Here is a 16130-nt window from a genome sequence, read left to right as displayed (position 1 = left end):
TCGTCACTTGCTTTCGTCACTTACTTCCTTCCGGTTTTCCGCCCACCTGCTCCTTCACCAACCGCTCAAAAATATGCCCCCGGTCGACCTCCAACGCGGACTTGGCGTCAAGGCGCCCAAAAATATCGAGAAGGGGGGCGACCAGGCCGGTCCAGCCCGTTTGGTGGCTGGCGCCGAGCCCGGCCCCGTTGTCGCCGTGAAAATACTCGTAGAACAGGATCAGATCACGCCAGTGCGGATCGTCCTGGAACTTGGCCGAACCACCGTAGACTGGCCGTTTTCCATTGGCATCGCGCAGGAAGGTGGAGGTCAGACGGCGGGTGATCTCCTGGGCGACCTCAAACAGGTTCATGAACCGGCCGGACCCGGTCGGGCACTCCACCTTGAACGCATCGCCGTAAAAATTGTACAGATTGATCAACGCCCGAATGATCAGCGCATTGACCGGCATCCACACCGGCCCCCGCCAGTTGGAGTTGCCACCGAACATGCCGGTGTTCGATTCGGCCGGCAGATACCGCACCTTGTACTCCTCGTGACCGACCCAGAAGCTGAACGGATGCTCCTGATGATGGCGCGAAAGCGAACGGATGCCATGCGGTCCCAGAAATTCCTGTTCGTCGAGCATGTAGCCGAGCACCCGTTCCAGCTTTTTCTTGCTGAGGATCGACAGCAGCTTTCGGCCTTTGTACCCACTGAATCCCTGGTCGGTCGGAGCCACATGGGAAGTCAGTTCAGGGTGGCGCTGCCGGAACTGGGCGATCATCTCCATCAATTTCGGATGACGGGTCACCGAATCCGCCTCAAACACCGTGGAAGCGCAGAGCGGCAGCAACCCCACCAGCGACCGCACCTGCAACCGCATGGCCTCTCCGCCTGGCAAGCGGAGCAGATCATAGTAGAATCCGTCCTCTTCGTCCCACATCTCATCGTGATGTTCGCCGATGCGGTCCATGGCATAGGCAATCCACATGAAATGTTGGACGAATTTGAAAGCAACCTCCTCGTAGATCGGGTCGTAATCGGTCAGGATCAGGGCCATCTCGAGCATGTTCTGGCAGTAGAACGCCATCCAGGCCGTGCCGTCCGCCTGTTCCAGGGAGCCGCCGGTGGGCAACTGGGCGCTGCGGTCGAAGACGCCGATGTTGTCCAGACCGAGAAAGCCGCCGGCAAAGACATTGCGCCCGGCCGGGTCCTTGCGGTTCACCCACCAGTTGAAGTTGAGCATCAACCCCTGAAAGGAGCGCTCCAGAAACCGCAGGTCCGCCCGGCCCAGGGACTGCTCGTATTTGTACAGCCAGAGGGTGGCCCAGGCATGCACCGGCGGATTGACGTCGCTGAAGTTCCACTCGTAGGCGGGAATCTGGCCGTTGGGGTGAAAATAGAGGCTGCGCAGCATCAGCAGCAGCTGTTCCTTGGCGAAATCAAAGTCCACCAGCGACAGGGCCACCGTGTGGAAGGCCAGATCCCAAGCCGCATACCACGGATACTCCCACTTGTCGGGCATGGAGATGACATCGGCGTTGAGCATGTGGAACCACTCGGTGTTGCGCACATCCTTGCGGGCCGATTCGAGCAGAGGATGGCTCTTGTGTTCCATCAACCACTGCTCCAGGTCAAAATAGTAATACTGCTTACCCCAGAGCATCCCGGCCAGGGCCTGGCGGTGCACCCGCCGCTGGTCTTCGCTGAGCGACTCCGGCGTGATCCGCTGGTAGAACTCGTCGGCATCGGCGATCCGGGCCTTGAAGATCCGTTCAAAGCCGTTGAAGGGCTTTGCCAATGGGGCGGCGGCGAGGCGCAGGCGGACGGTTTGGCTGCCGCCGCCTTCCACTTCGAGCACGTAATGGGCCGCGGCCTTGGTGCCGGTTTTGGCGGGATTGACCGCATCCTCCTGTCCCGAGATGAGCGCGGAGTGAAATCCATCTTTAACGTAGGATGAACTGTTAGGCTGGCTCCAGAGGCGCTGGCTATTGCTCTCATTCTCGGTGAACAAGAGCTCCGGGGCGCCGTCGCAATACAAAAAAGATTCGCCCAATTCATGGTGGGCGGTTTGGATGACGCCCGGAGAAATCTCGTGCAGGGAAGGCTTGGGATTGTCTTCGCCCCAGGACCAATTGTTGCGGAACCAGAGAGTCGGCAGCAGGTGCAGCCGCGCCGTTTCCGGGCCACGATTATGGACGGTGATCCGGATGCACACATCCTCCGGGCCTTCCTTGGCGTATTCCACGAACACATCAAAGTAGCGATCGTCGTCGAAGATGCCGGTGTCGAGCAGTTCGTACTCCATCTCTTCCCGCGACCTCGCCCGGTTCTTCTCGATCAGGTCCTGATAGGGAAACGCCTTTTGGGGATATTTGTAGAGGTACTGCATGTAGGAGTGGGTGGGCGTGCTGTCGAGGTAAAAGTAGTACTCCTTGACATCCTCACCGTGGTTGCCCTCACTGTTGGTGAGGCCAAACAGCCGCTCCTTGAGAATGGGGTCGCGCTCGTTCCACAGGGCCAGAGCAAAGCATAACCGCTGCTTGTCGTCGCTGATGCCGCCCAGGCCATCCTCGCCCCACCGGTAGGCCCGTGAGCGCGACTGATCATGGGAAAAATAGGCCCAAGCATTGCCGTCCTGGCTGTAGTCCTCGCGAACCGTGCCCCACTGCCGCTCGCTGAGATAGGGCCCCCATTTCTTCCAGGGGATGCCCGCCTCTCGGGCCTCGTTCAACCGTTTTTGTTCCGTGACGTCGATGCTCTTTGACTTTGCCATAAGTTTTTCCTCCTTGTGGAATTCTTCACTTATTTCGCTCAATCAACATGCAATAGGGTCACACCTGCCGAGTGCTGTTTCGGGGGCGATCTAGAGATTTTTTTTGTATCGTGGCTGACGGAAGGGGTTGGAGCTGAGTGACTCGCTCCAAGTTTATTACCTAAATTAACAATGCGATTATCGAGGCCATGATGCAACAATTTTATTTGCCGTTTCCAAGAGTAACCACCTGCAAAGCCTGGGGTTTAACTTAAGGTAATTCTCCGGTCTGCTCAATCATTCCCCAAGTCTTGCGTCCCCTTTAGGGTGAAGAAACCGGTGAGTCCAGGATTGCCATTGGCTTTCCGGCTGCTTACTCATTACAATGCTGCGGTTTCGGACAACACAAGCTCTGGAAAAAAATGACTCTACAAAAAAAGATGCTGCCAACAGCGGGCGTCACCGACATCATCCTCGAAAGCATCTCCGACGGCGTGTTCACGGTGGACCACGAATGGCGGATCATGTCGTTCAACCGGGCGGCCGAGGAGATCACCGGCGTCCCCCGCCAGGAGGCCATTGGCCGCTTTTGCTGGGAGGTCTTCCGCTCCAACATGTGCGAGGGCGACTGCGCCCTGCGGCGGACGATGAAAGAGGGACGCTCCTTTGTCAGCAGTTCAACCTCCATCATTACCAGCGACAAGAAGCGCGTCCCAATCAGCGTCTCCACCGCACCGCTGCGTAACGAGTCGGGCGAGATTCTCGGCGGCGTGGAGACCTTCCGCGACAATACGGTGGTGGAGGAACTGCGCCGCGAGCTGAGCGGCAGTTTCCGCCAGGGCGACATGGTCAGCCGCAGCCGCTTGATGAAGAAGATTTTTGCGGTGCTGCCGCAGATTGCCGAAAGCGACTCCACGGTGCTGATCGAGGGGGAAACCGGCACCGGCAAGGAGATCATGGCCCGGTCCCTGCACGATCTCTCTGCCCGACGGGACAAGCCTTTTATCGCTATCAACTGCGGCGCCCTGCCCGACACCCTGCTCGAATCCGAGCTGTTCGGATACAAAGCCGGGGCCTTCACCAACGCAGCGCACGATAAGCCCGGCTATTTCCACCTGGCCGACGGCGGCACCATCCTGCTCGACGAACTTGGCGAAACCAGCCCGGCTTTTCAGGTAAAACTGTTGCGGGTGCTGGAAAAACAGGAATTCCAGCCTCTGGGCGGCGTCAAAAAAGAGCGGGTCAATGTCCGCATCCTGGCCGCCACCAACCGTGACCTTGAGGCCCTGCTCGAACAAGAAACTTTTCGCCGCGACCTCTTTTACCGGATCAACATTGTCCGCCTGCTGCTGCCGCCCTTGCGGCAGCGCAAGGAAGATATCCCGCTGCTCGTCGAGCGGTTCATCGACAAAATGAACCGGTTGCGGGGCAAGGCGGTGAGCGGCATCGAATCCGAAGCCCTGGAGCGGTTGATGGCGCACGACTACCCCGGCAACATCCGTGAGTTGGAAAACATCATCGAGCACGCCTTTATCCTCTGTTCCCAGGGGCGAATTGGCCTCCACCACCTGCCGGGCCACCTGAACACCCTGGTCCCGCCCACAACCGCACCCTCTTCCGCTCTTCGCGGCCTCCACCGGGCCACCGAGGCGGAGGCCATCCGCGACACCCTGGCACGGAACGGCTATAACCGGCTGGCCACAGCCCGAGAACTGGGCATGCACAAGAGCACCCTGTTTCGCAAGCTGAAGAAATGGAAGATTGAATTGCCCGAAATCGACGGTCGCAGCGCCGGTTCCAAGCCCGATTGAGTCGCATAACCGCACCTCCATTCAGTCGCACAGGGTCGCAACAATCCCATCGCCGCGACTCTCCCCGCCAAGCCACCCCGCCTTTTTTCAAAAAATAATCCCATCATTTCAACATATTCAAACCAAAGCGCACCCCCTTTGAATCATGGCACAGCTCATGCAGGTCACAAAAGCATGAGACACCATGGTGCGGGGCAAAAAATAGCAGTGACCCTCTGGGGACATCGGGTCTCGCCGGTGTTCGACTCGGCGCGAACCCTGTTGATCGCCGAGACCGACGGCAACACCCTGGTCTCCACCTCGCAGCTCACCTTTGATCCCGAGCGGTTGCTGGAACTGGTGCAGATGCTGCGGACTCAGCAGGTGATGCTGATTATCTGCGGTGCGGTCTCGGAAGGACCGGCCGCCATGATCGAAGCCGCCGGGGTCGAGTTGATTCCTTTCATCGCCGGTGATGCCCGGGCGGTTCTGGACCATTATCTCCAGGGGCGACCCTTCGGCGCTGAATTCAGAATGCCGGGGTGCGGCAAGAACATCTGTTGTCGCGGCAAGATCCGACGAGGCCGGGAAATAGGTCTTGCCCCTGCCAACCAGGGCAAAGGCCGGGCTGGCCGGATGGACATGAGCGAGAATAGCACAGCAAGCGAAAGCGGGAGCGCCTCTCCGGAAACGTCCGGGGCGGTAGTGAAGCAGGACTGAACACCGCTGGAAAGATAAGACAAGAATGGAGGTATGCATATGCCTGGAATGGATGGAAAAGGTCCCACTGGAACCGGACCGATTGGCAGAGGCCAAGGCAATTGCCGGCAAAAAGGTGTGAACACAGAGACCACCATTGACCAAACTCAGCAACCAGCTGGTGGAGGCCAGGGGCAAGGCTTGGGTAAAGGACAAGGAATGGGTAAGGGCGGACGTGGCGGTCGAGGGCAAGGCAACCGCTAAGCGATCCGAGGAAGCCACGTTTTTCACACCAACCAACACCACCGGCTGCCGGAAACGGCAGCCGGTTTTTTCAGAGAGGCACTGTGACCATCGTCTTTATAGCCAAAGATTTTTCACGTTTTTCCGACCTGGTCGCCCGTCTGCGGCGCGAGCAGGAGGTTGAACTGTTGCCGGTCTCGACCGGCAACGCCGGACTCAAGCAGCTCAAGGACAAACGTCTTGATCTTGTGATCGTCGACGAACAACTGGATGATATGAGCGGCATCGAATTTGTCAAGCAACTGGTCATGGTCAACCCGCTGGCCAACACCACCATTGTCAGCTCGCTGGCGGACGAGGATTTCCATGAAGCCACCGAGGGGTTGGGGGTCTTGATGCAACTGCCGCCTCATCCGGGTAAAAAGGATGCCGAGGCCCTGCTGGCCATACTGGCCAAGATCAGTCTTCTGCTGCAACCCGCCACACCAAAGGCCACGTCATGATGATCAGCGTGGCCAGCGGCAAGGGCGGCACCGGCAAGACCACCGTGGCCACCAACATGGCGATGGCGCTTGGCGACAGAGTGGAACTGCTTGACTGCGACGTCGAGGAACCCAACGCCCATCTCTTTTTACAACCCGTGATCACGCGGACCGAGCGGGTGGAGACACCCATCCCGCTGGTGGATGAAAGCAAATGCACCTTCTGCAAAAAATGCTCGGACATCTGCCGCTTCAACGCCCTGGCGGTGGTGGGCAAGCGGGTGCTGGTCTTTGCTGAACTCTGCCACAGCTGCGGCGGCTGCATGCTGGTCTGCCCGGAGGGAGCGATCACCGAGACCGGCCGCGAACTGGGAACGCTCAACTTTGGCAACCGCGACGGCATCGGCTTTATCAATGGCCAGTTGCGGGTGGGCGAGGCCATGTCCCCGCCCCTGATCAAACGGGTGCGGGCGGCTGCGGATCCTGATCGGATTACCCTCATCGACGCCCCTCCCGGCACCTCCTGCCCGGTGATCGCCGCCATGAACGGTACGGATTTTGTCCTCCTGGTCACCGAGCCCACCCCCTTTGGCCTGCACGATCTCAAACTGGCGGTGGAGGCGGTCAAGTTGCTCGGCATCCCCGCAGGGCTGGTGGTCAACCGGGCCGACATCGGCGACGACCAGGTCTTTGCCTATGCCAGAAGCGAGGGTTTGCCGCTGCTCCTGACCATCCCCTTTGACCGGCGAATTGCCGTGGCTTATTCCCGAGGCAAGATGATTGTTGAGGAACTGCCTGAGTGGCAGCCGCGGTTCATCGAACTCTACCGCACCATCGAAACCCTCGTCCAAGGGAGCAAGGCGGCCGTATGCGTGAAATAGTAATTATCAGCGGCAAGGGCGGTACCGGCAAAACCAGCCTGACCGCCGCGTTCGCCGCTTTGGCCAACAACAGCGTGCTCTGCGACGCCGACGTCGACGCCGCCGATCTCCACCTGCTGATGCAGCCGGAGATACAAAAACGGACCGACTTCATGGGCGGCAGCAAGGCCCAGATCAAGCCAGAGCTTTGCACCGGATGCGGAACCTGTCGGACCCTCTGCCGCTTCGGAGCCATCATCGAACAGTACGAGGTCGATCCCATCCGGTGCGAAGGCTGTGGCGTCTGCGTCGATTTCTGCCCGGTTCAGGCCATTGACTTTCCGGTGCAGTGCTGCGGCGAATGGTATCTCTCGGACACCCGTTTTGGCCCCATGGTCCATGCCCGCCTGGGCATTGCCGAGGAGAATTCGGGCAAGCTGGTCAGCCTGGTGCGCAAAGAAGCCCGGCAACTGGCCGAAGAACGGGGCAGTGATCTGATCCTCACCGACGGCCCTCCCGGCATCGGCTGTCCGGTGATCGCAGCCATCGGCGGGGCTACGGCCCTGGTGATCGTGGTTGAACCCACGGTCTCCGGCATCCACGATATGGAACGGGTGATCGATCTCGCCGCCCATTTCCGGGTGCCGGGCATGGTCTGCGTCAACAAGTTCGATCTCAACATCGAGATGACCGAGGCCATTGAACAGATGGCCGCTCAACGCAATGTCGCCCTGCTTGGCCGGGTGCCGTTTGATCCTGTCTTCACCCATTCGATGGTGGCGGGCAAGACCCTGTTCGAGTTTGGCCAAGAAACCCCGACCCATCAACTGGTCCGGGAAATCTGGACCAAAATTATCACCTCACCTTCCATGAATCCTCTGGGGATAGTGGATTTCAAAGCAACGATTCAATAATAATGGAGAAAAAAATGGTACGAGTAGCGATCCCCTCCGAGGGAAAAGGCGGTTTGGACGGCATGCGGGCAGGCCATTTCGGGCACTGCGATGTCTTTACCTGCATTGACGTGGAAGACGGACAGATCAAGCAGGTATCGATCCTGGCCAATAAAGAGCATGTTCAGGGCGGCTGCATGGTGCCGGTCAATCTGCTGGCCGAGGCTGGCGTCAACGCTCTGGTGGTTGGCGGCATTGGCATGCGACCCCTGATGGGGTTCAAACAGGTCGGCATCGAGGTGTATCACGACGGCGTCCGCCAGGAAATCCGGCCGGTGGTCGAAGATTTTGTCGCCGGCAAGTTGCAGATAATCAGCAACGATCAGGTCTGCGGCGGCGGTCATTAATGGGACAGACAGAGGGGGAGCACCATGAAAGTAGCAGTCACATCCAAAGGAACGTTGCTGGACAGTGAAGTCGACCCCCGCTTCGGCCGGGCGCCGTATATCCTGATCGTCGACACCGACACCTGGGCCTTTGAAGTGGTCGACAACAGCGACAACGTCAATGCGTTCAAAGGCGCGGGCATCCAGGCGGCCACCATGGTCAGCGATAAGGGGGCGACCGTGCTCATGACCGGTTACTGTGGCCCCAAAGCCTTCACCACTTTGGAAGCGGCCGGGGTTAAAGTGGTCAACGATGTCACCGGCAAGGTTCGGGACGCGGTCAGGGCCCTCAAAGAAGGCAAGGTGATCTATGCCACCGCCGCCAACAAAGAGGCGCACTGGTAAACCGTCATTGCCGCAGGCCCATTGAAGAAGTCCGGAGAGACAGGCCAGCAACAAGGTCTGTCTTTTTTTTACAACCGAGTCTTTTAAAAATGACAAAATCACACCGCACCTCCCACACGTTTCTCGGGAGGCTGAGGTAATTCATGTCGTCATTTCGAGCGTTAGCGAGAAATCTCAGCCTTCAAGGCAATGAGATTTCTCCCTCCGGTCGAAATGACGCACTCTGTACCCGTTCATTTTGCATAAGGCTCAACCCTAAGGAGAGTACTCGTGGAACCAAAAAAGAAAATTGTTGTCATCGGGGGTTCGGCGGCAGGCGCCAAGGCAGCCGCCAAGGCCAGACGGCTCGATGAATTCGCCGAGATTACCCTTATCCAGAAGTCGCCCGATCTCTCCATGGCCTCGTGCGGCTATCCCTATTATGTCGGCGGTCTGTTCAATGACCGCAACCTCTTGCTCTGCACCCCTGCAGGGATCGTCCGTGACCCGGTCTTCTTCGACAAGGCCAAGGCCATCAAGGCCTTGGTGGAAACCGAGGTGGTGGCCATTGATCGGCAAGCAAAAAAGGTCGTCTGCCGTGAGCTGAAGACCGGCAACGAACTGACCCTCGGATACGACAAGCTGATCATCAGCACCGGGGCACGGCCCAACATGCCGCCCATCCCCGGTATCGACCTCGACGGCATCACCAACCTCCTGACCATGGCCGATACCGATTACCTGCGCCGGATCTGCGATGAAAAAAAGGTCAAACAGGCGGTGGTGATCGGCGGCGGCCTGATCGGGGTCGAGACCTGCGAGGCCCTGCAGCTTGCCGGCATCAAAGTCACGGTGGTGGAAGCGCTCGACCAGGTACTGACCTTCCTGGACTGGGACTTGGCCAAGTTAGTTGAAAATCATATGCAGGCCAAAGGGGTGAAAATCTTCACCAGCAAGGGCGTCAAAGCCTTCGTCGGCAAAGACGGCAAACTCACCGGGGTCCAGCTCGCAGACGACACGGTGATCGACTGCGAACTGGCGGTCATGGCGATCGGCGTTCGCCCCAACAGCGCACTCGCCACTGCTGCCGGGCTGGCAACCGGTACATTCGGCGGCATTACGGTCAACCCCTCCATGCAGACCTCGGATCCGGATATTTATGCTGCCGGCGACTGCGTTGAGATTCCCAGCCGGATCAGCGGGGAGCCGGTCTTTGCGCCCATGGGTGATCTGGCCAATCTCGAAGGCCGGGTCGCCGGAGAAAATGCGATCAGCGGCAACTGCGTCACCTTTCCCGGCACCTACCATACCGGCATCTGCAAGATTTTTGATTTTGCCGCCGGATCCACCGGACTTTCCATCAAGGCGGCCGAGCGGATGGGCCTGACCGGCTATCAGAGCGTGGTCAACGCCAGCCCCGACAAACCGGGATTCATGGGCGCTAAACTGCTGGTGTCAAAGATGCTGGTCAGCACCAAGGACCAACGGTTGCTCGGCTATCAGTGCGTCGGCCCCGGTGATGTCAGCAAGCAGGTGGCCACTGCGGCCATGGCCATTCTGGGCAAGCTGACCGTCGAAGATCTGATCAATGCCGATCTCCCCTATGCCCCGCCCTTTTCCCTGGCCATTGATCATTTCATCACCGCTGCCCATATCATGCAAAATAAGCTCAAGAGGCGGATGACCGGAATTTCAGTCACCGAGGTGTGGGAAAAAATCCAGCGCGGTGACAAACCCTTTTTCCTCGATGGCCGCAGTCCGGCCGAATTCGAGGAGATGCATCTCGGCATTGGCGAGCACCTCATACCCATAGGTGCCCTGCGCTCACGGCTGGCTGAACTGCCGGCGGATAAAAACGCCGAGATCATCTGCTTCTGCAAGATTTCGCTGCGCGGGTACGAAGCGGAAACCATCCTCCGGGCCTACGGCTACACCAATGTCAAAGTCATGGAAGGCGGCATCATGGCTTGGCCGTATCCACGCAAAAAATAAGGGCTCGCAACGAGAAAAGGTCAGGGAACATGAACAGAGAAACCATCCCCTTCATTCCAATTGGCGTGATTCGCAGTGAGCATGTGGTTGCCCAACAAACCCCCATCCAACCGGTGTATGCCAAGGGGTGTAAAGGACGGGCGGAGATATTTCCGGAATTTGCCGAAGGCCTGCGCGACCTGGATGGTTTTTCGCACATCTACCTGATCTTCCATTTCAACCAGGCAGGAGCGGTGCAACTGATCGTCAAGCCGTTTCTTCAGGACTGTGCCAGAGGCGTTTTTTCGACCCGGGCACCATGCCGTCCCAATGGCATCGGCCTGAGCATCGTTGAACTCGTCGGCCGCGAAGGCAATGTGCTCCTCCTCGATGGGGTGGACATCCTTGACGGCACCCCGTTAATCGACATCAAGCCCTACACGGCTAAATTCGACCGGCTGGAAACTTCCAGCAATGGGTGGCAGGATCAGGTTGACGAGGAAACGGCGCAACACCTTGGCCGCCGAGAGTATAAACGAGCCGAGAGCCTTGATTCGGGAGGGTAATGTGATCAGGCCCGCAACTGCTCACAGTCCCCCCTGCCCTTTCCCTTTGAAAAGTATTCCTGCCCTTTGGCCTGCCTCGGCATAACCGTTGCATTAACGAGAGGTGAAACGACATTTTTGCTGTATTTTCACCACACATATGTGGTGCTGGTGTGGCATCTCCCCGTTGGATACCGCGAAACTGTGGTAAAAATAACCGCAACGGCAAACCGATACACAGCTGTCATGGATCAAGAAGCAAAAAGAATAGCACTCTATGTGCAGCGCTACAAACTGCTGCGGGAAATCGGCGAGCTGCAGGTCGATTCCGTCGCTGACGAGACCGTGTTTCTCACCAGCTGCTGCCGACTGCTTCTCCAGGACCCTGAATACTGCCTGATCTGGGTCGGCCGGGAGGACAAGAGGGGCGTGATCACTCCGGTTACTACCGTGGTCGAGGACGGCCTTCCCGTGCGGCAGTGCCGGGGACTGGTGGCCCAACTGGTAAAGGAGGCCTCGATCACCCTGAGCGCTGCCTTGGCCAAGAACGAGCCGGTCATTGCCAGCCTTGCGACCAACAGCGATTCGGCGATCCTGAGCCCTCTCTCCACCGTGACCGGCAGCCGCTCCTACAGTTCCTGGCCCCTGGTTCATGACCGGCAGAAATATGGGGTTCTGACCATCCACTCCATCCGGGAAGACGGTTTTACCGGCATCGAACTCGATTTTATCGCCAATGTGGTTGCTGTTATCTCCCGCGCCCTTTCCCAGCGCCACACCTCGCACCACCTGCGCCTTGAGCAAGACTTCAACTGCGAAATCGTGCAGACGGTGCAGGCTCTCTTGATCTCCCTCTCCCATTGCGGCGAAATTCTCTCCTTCAACCCCACGGCCCAGGATGTCACCGGCTACAGCGAAGCCGAGGTCAAAGGCAAATACTGGGTTGATGTCCTCATCAGCCCGGACAAGCGGGCCGAATGCCAAAAGAGGCTGTCGCGTGGACTCAAGGGCGGCCAGTCGGAAATGAATTTCCTGGCCGAACTGCAGACCCGGAGCGGCGACAAGCGGACCATCGAGTGGCACGGTTCCATTCGTCCGGACATCGAGCAGGGCCGGGTGGGCCTGGTGCTGTTCGGTATCGACGTCACCGACAAACTGGCGGCCGACCAGGCGCTCAGCCATGCCCTGGCCAAATGGGAAAACATTTTCACCTCGGTCCAGGACCCTGCCCTGATCGTCTCTGAACAGGGGATCATCCTCGACGTCAACCCGGCAACCGTGGTGGCCGCACGAAAACCTCGGGAAGAGATCGTCGGTCATGGCGTCTGCGAAATCCTCCATGGCGGCCGCCGGCCGGGGGCCATCTGCCCCTTGGAGGTACTGCTCGGCCAGAAAAAGAGCCGGATCTTTGAGACCGAGCTGCATGGCTTGCGCGGTAATTTTCTACTCACGGTCAGCCCGCTGCACCAGTACGACGGTAAATCCGGGGCCGCCCTGCTGCTCGCCCGCGACTTGACCGAAGAGCAACTCTTGAAAGCCGAGGCCTTCCGCGCCGCCCAGCTGGCTGCCGTGGGTGAACTCGCCGCCGGTGTGGCCCATGAGATCAACAACCCGATCAACGGCATCATCAACTACGCCCAGATCCTCATCGATTCCAATCAGATCGAGCACAACGCCCAGTTCCTCCGCTCGATCATTAAGGAGGGGCAGCGAATTGCCGGCATCACCAAGAATCTGCTCGACTTTTCGCGCAAACGGGAAGAGTCGCCGGAACTGGTGGACGTGGCCACCCTGTTTCGCCATTGCATCGAATTGATCCAGCATCAATACGTGATCGACGGGATCACCCTATCCCAGGAATACGCCGATGGTCTGCCGCCGGTCTATTGTAATCCGCAGCAGATCCAGCAGGTCTTTCTCAATATCTTCAGCAATGCCCGATACGCCCTCAACGAGCGCTACCCCACGGCCCATATCGATAAATTGATCGCCATCGCGGCCTTCCCTCTCAACCACAGCAAACGGCAGTTCGTCCGCACCACTATTACCGACTACGGCACCGGCATCGAACACGACCTGATGGACCGGCTGATGGACCCCTTCTTTTCCACCAAATCAAAAGGTGAAGGCACCGGGCTGGGCTTAAGCATCAGCCACAGTCTGGTCCGCGAGAACAAGGGCCATTTTCGCATTCAGAGTCAGTGGGGCAAATGGACCACCGTCACCATCGATCTGCCGGTGGCAGAGGGGAGCACGAAATAAATGCCGGAACACACCAGACTGATCGGGCAAATGGGGGTGCTTTTTCTCGTGGCCGCCATTCTCTTGCTCCTCATGGACCGGCAAATGCTGATCGGGCCCGAGGATCTCAAGCAGTGGCCTTTTGCCCTGCTCTCCTTTGTGGTCATGGCAGGGCTCTTTCTCGTGGTTGCGGCTCTGGTGCATGCTCGGGTGAGCGGACTCAGCCGCGCCCTTGGGGATCTGGAGCGGCAGTTGACCGAGGCCAACCGCGAACTCGCCGTAGCCAGGGATGATTTTGAACAGCGGGTGGAGCGCCGCACCTTCGAGATTTCGGTGGCCAATGCCTCGCTCAACCGTGAGATTGCCGAGCGTATTCAGGCCGAGACCGAAACCAAGCGGATTAAACGGCGGATGGAGCTGATTCTGGAATCCGCCGGCGAGGGCATTTTCGGCCTCGACATTGACGGCAAGGTGACCTTTGTCAATAAGGCCGCCGCCCTGATGCTTGGGTGGGAGCAGGACGACCTGGTCGGCCAGGCCCATCATGCCCTCATCCATCACACCCGCGCCGGCGGTGAGCCCTACCCGGTCAGCCAATGCCCGATCCATCAGGCCTATCGTGACGGCAAGGTCCATTTCGGTGCCGACGAGGTCTTCTGGAAGCGGGACGGAGCCAGTTTTCCGGTGGAATACATCAGCACCCCTATCCTGGAAAACCGTCGTCTCACCGGCGCGGTGGTCGTTTTCCGCGACCTGACCACCTTTCGTCAACCTCTGTCACCGGGAGAAGCATCGTGAACGACCTTGAACAGGGCACCGCCATCCTGGTGATCGACGACGAGGAAAGTCTGCGCAACACTTTCCAGTTTTTCCTGCAGAACCAGGGGTATGCGCCGGTGATCACCGCGGCCACCTTTGAGGAGGCCCTGCAGGAGATCAATGACCGCCGTTTTGATCTGATCATCAGTGATATCGTTCTCGGCGGCCATACCGGCATTGATGTGCTCAAACGGGTCCGGGAACTGGGGCTCACCTGTCCGGTGGTGATGATCACCGGTTATCCAACGGTGGAGACCGCGGCCGAGGCGGTGCGCCTCGGGGCCTTCGACTACATTCCCAAGCCGGTGGACAAGGAGGCACTGCTGAAGGCCGCCCGGCTGGCGCTGCGGCAGTATCAACTGGAACAGGGGCAGCGGCGGGCGGAGCGGGAACGGGAACGTTACCGGGCCTTTCTGGAAACCGTGTTCAAGAGCGTGACCGACGGCATCGTCACTGTGGACCATAATCTGGACATCATGGAGATGAATCCGGCAGCCCGGTTATTGTTCAATGAGCTGCACCCCGGCCTGGTCGAGCAGCGGAGCATCATCCCTCTCTGTGGGCAGGAGGCCTTTGTACCGTTGAAAAAGGATCTGCTTCAGGTCCTGAAAACCGGCCAGGAGAGCAGCCCGCGTCTCTTCGAATGCCGGGGGGCTGACCAGCAGAAAAAGGTGCTCAGCGTCTGCACGGCGCCGCTCAAGGACGGGGCCGGTGGCTCGGAAGGAGCAGTCATGGTGCTGCGTGACCTGACCAGTCCTGAACCCCGCCAGACGAACCGGCGGCAGAGGTTCCACCGCTTTCTCGGCGCCAGCGACGCCATGCAGGCAGTCTATACCCTGATCGAGAATGTCGGCCGGGTCGACCTGACCGTCCTGATCACCGGTGAATCGGGGACGGGCAAGGAACTGGCCGCCGAAGCTCTCCATCAGGAGAGCCACCGCAAAAACCGGCCGCTGATCAAAGTGGACTGCACCGCCATCCCCGAAACCCTGCTGGAGAGCGAACTCTTTGGCCATCGCAAGGGCTCGTTCACCGGCGCCGACCGTGATCGCATGGGCCGCATCCTCCAGGCCGACGGCGGCACCCTGTTTCTCGATGAGATCGGCGACATCTCGCCGATGATGCAGTTGCGGCTACTCCGTTTTCTCCAGGAAAGCACCTTTTATCCCGTGGGTCAGGATACGCCGTTGCGGGTCGATGTCCGGGTGATCACGGCCACCAACGTCAATCTCAAGGAAAAAGTCCGCTCCGGCGCCTTTCGCGAGGACCTCTATTTCCGGTTGCGGGTGATTGATGTCATCCTCCCGCCGCTCAGGGAGCGGGGAGAGGACATCCTCTTGCTGACCGACCACTTCATCGGCAAAATTGCCCCCAAGGTGGGCAAAAATATCGGCGGCATCTCGGACCAGGCCAGGCAACTGCTGCTTGCCTACCCCTGGCCAGGCAATGTGCGCGAACTCGAACATGTCATCGAACGCGCCTGCGTCCTCTGTCAGGGGACAACCATCGCCACCGATGAACTGTCGCTGGAGATCTCCGGTTACCGTCCGACGGAGGCTCAGCCAGCCCCTGACGAGGGCGGCGAACGGGCTCGAATAGCAGCCCCACCTTCACCAGCCGCTCCGCTGCCGGATCTCTCGCCCACCGAACGTATCTTCCAAGCCCTGCGGAAGGCCGGCGGCAACAAGGCCAAAGCCGCCCGTCTGCTGGGCATCGACCGGACCACCCTGTACCGCAAGATTCGGGAGCTGCGCCTCGACATCTCCCAGACCGACCTTTAAACCGTACCACAGTTCCGTGGCCACGGAACTGTGGTAATGCCACGATTCCGTGGTTTCCCCTTCTCCCAACTCGCTTTTTTCTTTCTTTTCCAACCCCTCAAGCCCGCGCCACCACAACCAGCTGTTTTTAAAAAGAAAAATAATCAACCCGGCAGATATTCGCCTTCACCGCCCAGGTGACCGTCTTAGAACAAAACGGACCAACTTAAATATTTTAACTTTAAAAACAATGAGATAGTTACATTCCAGACAATGCCGCACCGATTCGGTGCAGTGTGGCACCTCCTATGCAAATGTCC

General features: G+C 58.9%; 13 protein-coding genes. 12 read left to right on the top strand and 1 reads right to left on the bottom strand.

The window, feature by feature from the left end; genetic code table 11:
* Positions 1-16: 16 nt before the first annotated feature.
* The gene (locus ACHZCX_RS13240; protein ID WP_319587688.1) at positions 17-2758 is read right to left on the bottom strand and encodes a hypothetical protein; all 2742 of its coding nucleotides are present in this window, start codon (positions 2756-2758) and stop codon (positions 17-19) included.
* Positions 2759-3159: 401 nt separating this feature from the next.
* Here ACHZCX_RS13240 and ACHZCX_RS13235 point away from each other — a divergent pair, with 401 nt between their 5' ends.
* From ACHZCX_RS13235 to ACHZCX_RS13180, 12 genes are all read left to right on the top strand, one after another.
* Positions 3160-4548: a sigma 54-interacting transcriptional regulator gene (locus tag ACHZCX_RS13235; protein ID WP_319587687.1), complete on the top strand. Its 1389-nt coding sequence runs from the start codon at positions 3160-3162 to the stop codon at positions 4546-4548.
* Between the two features lie 174 nt (positions 4549-4722).
* A complete protein-coding gene (locus ACHZCX_RS13230; protein ID WP_319587686.1) occupies positions 4723-5247 on the top strand; it encodes a NifB/NifX family molybdenum-iron cluster-binding protein in 525 nt (174 codons plus the stop codon).
* 326 nt (positions 5248-5573) lie between these two features.
* On the top strand, positions 5574-5972 hold the full coding sequence (locus ACHZCX_RS13225; protein ID WP_319587685.1) for a response regulator: 399 nt from the start codon (positions 5574-5576) through the stop codon (positions 5970-5972).
* Positions 5969-6832: an ATP-binding protein gene (locus ACHZCX_RS13220; protein WP_319587684.1), complete on the top strand. Its 864-nt coding sequence runs from the start codon at positions 5969-5971 to the stop codon at positions 6830-6832. Before ACHZCX_RS13225 ends, ACHZCX_RS13220 begins: the two co-directional genes overlap by 4 nt.
* Positions 6820-7725: a 4Fe-4S binding protein gene (locus ACHZCX_RS13215; protein ID WP_319587683.1), complete on the top strand. Its 906-nt coding sequence runs from the start codon at positions 6820-6822 to the stop codon at positions 7723-7725. The genes ACHZCX_RS13220 and ACHZCX_RS13215 overlap by 13 nt, the downstream gene beginning before the upstream one ends.
* 14 nt (positions 7726-7739) lie before the next feature.
* Positions 7740-8111 carry a NifB/NifX family molybdenum-iron cluster-binding protein gene (locus ACHZCX_RS13210; protein ID WP_319587682.1) on the top strand — a complete coding sequence of 124 codons (372 nt, stop codon included), beginning with the start codon at positions 7740-7742 and terminating at the stop codon, positions 8109-8111.
* Positions 8112-8135: 24 nt separating this feature from the next.
* Positions 8136-8495, top strand: a complete 360-nt coding sequence (locus ACHZCX_RS13205; RefSeq protein WP_319587681.1) for a NifB/NifX family molybdenum-iron cluster-binding protein — start codon at positions 8136-8138, stop codon at positions 8493-8495.
* A 270-nt stretch (positions 8496-8765) separates the two neighbouring features.
* The gene (locus ACHZCX_RS13200) at positions 8766-10466 is read left to right on the top strand and encodes an FAD-dependent oxidoreductase (protein ID WP_319587680.1); all 1701 of its coding nucleotides are present in this window, start codon (positions 8766-8768) and stop codon (positions 10464-10466) included.
* Positions 10467-10495: 29 nt separating this feature from the next.
* Positions 10496-11011, top strand: coding sequence for a tRNA (N6-threonylcarbamoyladenosine(37)-N6)-methyltransferase TrmO (gene tsaA, locus ACHZCX_RS13195; RefSeq protein ID WP_319587679.1), 516 nt, complete (start codon positions 10496-10498; stop codon positions 11009-11011).
* A gap of 225 nt (positions 11012-11236) precedes the next feature.
* Entirely contained in the window at positions 11237-13252 is a 2016-nt protein-coding gene (locus ACHZCX_RS13190; RefSeq protein ID WP_319587678.1) for a PAS domain S-box protein, read from the top strand.
* Positions 13253-14029, top strand: a complete 777-nt coding sequence (locus ACHZCX_RS13185; protein WP_319587677.1) for a PAS domain-containing protein — start codon at positions 13253-13255, stop codon at positions 14027-14029.
* Positions 14026-15831 carry a sigma 54-interacting transcriptional regulator gene (locus ACHZCX_RS13180; protein WP_319587676.1) on the top strand — a complete coding sequence of 602 codons (1806 nt, stop codon included), beginning with the start codon at positions 14026-14028 and terminating at the stop codon, positions 15829-15831. The genes ACHZCX_RS13185 and ACHZCX_RS13180 overlap by 4 nt, the downstream gene beginning before the upstream one ends.
* The last annotated feature ends 299 nt before the right edge of the window (positions 15832-16130 follow it).

This window comes from uncultured Desulfobulbus sp., from assembly GCF_963662935.2.
GTDB lineage: Bacteria > Desulfobacterota > Desulfobulbia > Desulfobulbales > Desulfobulbaceae > Desulfobulbus.
Note: the sequence above shows the minus strand (reverse complement) of the source record. Positions and strands in the feature narration are given on the sequence as shown.

Coding starts and splice junctions, on each gene's coding strand:
- ACHZCX_RS13240 (WP_319587688.1), bottom strand. CDS start 2,758: ATGGCAAAGTCAAAGAGCATCGACGTCACGGAACAAAAACGGTTGAAC.
- ACHZCX_RS13235 (WP_319587687.1), top strand. CDS start 3,160: ATGACTCTACAAAAAAAGATGCTGCCAACAGCGGGCGTCACCGACATC.
- ACHZCX_RS13230 (WP_319587686.1), top strand. CDS start 4,723: ATGAGACACCATGGTGCGGGGCAAAAAATAGCAGTGACCCTCTGGGGA.
- ACHZCX_RS13220 (WP_319587684.1), top strand. CDS start 5,969: ATGATGATCAGCGTGGCCAGCGGCAAGGGCGGCACCGGCAAGACCACC.
- ACHZCX_RS13215 (WP_319587683.1), top strand. CDS start 6,820: ATGCGTGAAATAGTAATTATCAGCGGCAAGGGCGGTACCGGCAAAACC.
- ACHZCX_RS13210 (WP_319587682.1), top strand. CDS start 7,740: ATGGTACGAGTAGCGATCCCCTCCGAGGGAAAAGGCGGTTTGGACGGC.
- ACHZCX_RS13205 (WP_319587681.1), top strand. CDS start 8,136: ATGAAAGTAGCAGTCACATCCAAAGGAACGTTGCTGGACAGTGAAGTC.
- tsaA (WP_319587679.1), top strand. CDS start 10,496: ATGAACAGAGAAACCATCCCCTTCATTCCAATTGGCGTGATTCGCAGT.
- ACHZCX_RS13190 (WP_319587678.1), top strand. CDS start 11,237: ATGGATCAAGAAGCAAAAAGAATAGCACTCTATGTGCAGCGCTACAAA.
- ACHZCX_RS13185 (WP_319587677.1), top strand. CDS start 13,253: ATGCCGGAACACACCAGACTGATCGGGCAAATGGGGGTGCTTTTTCTC.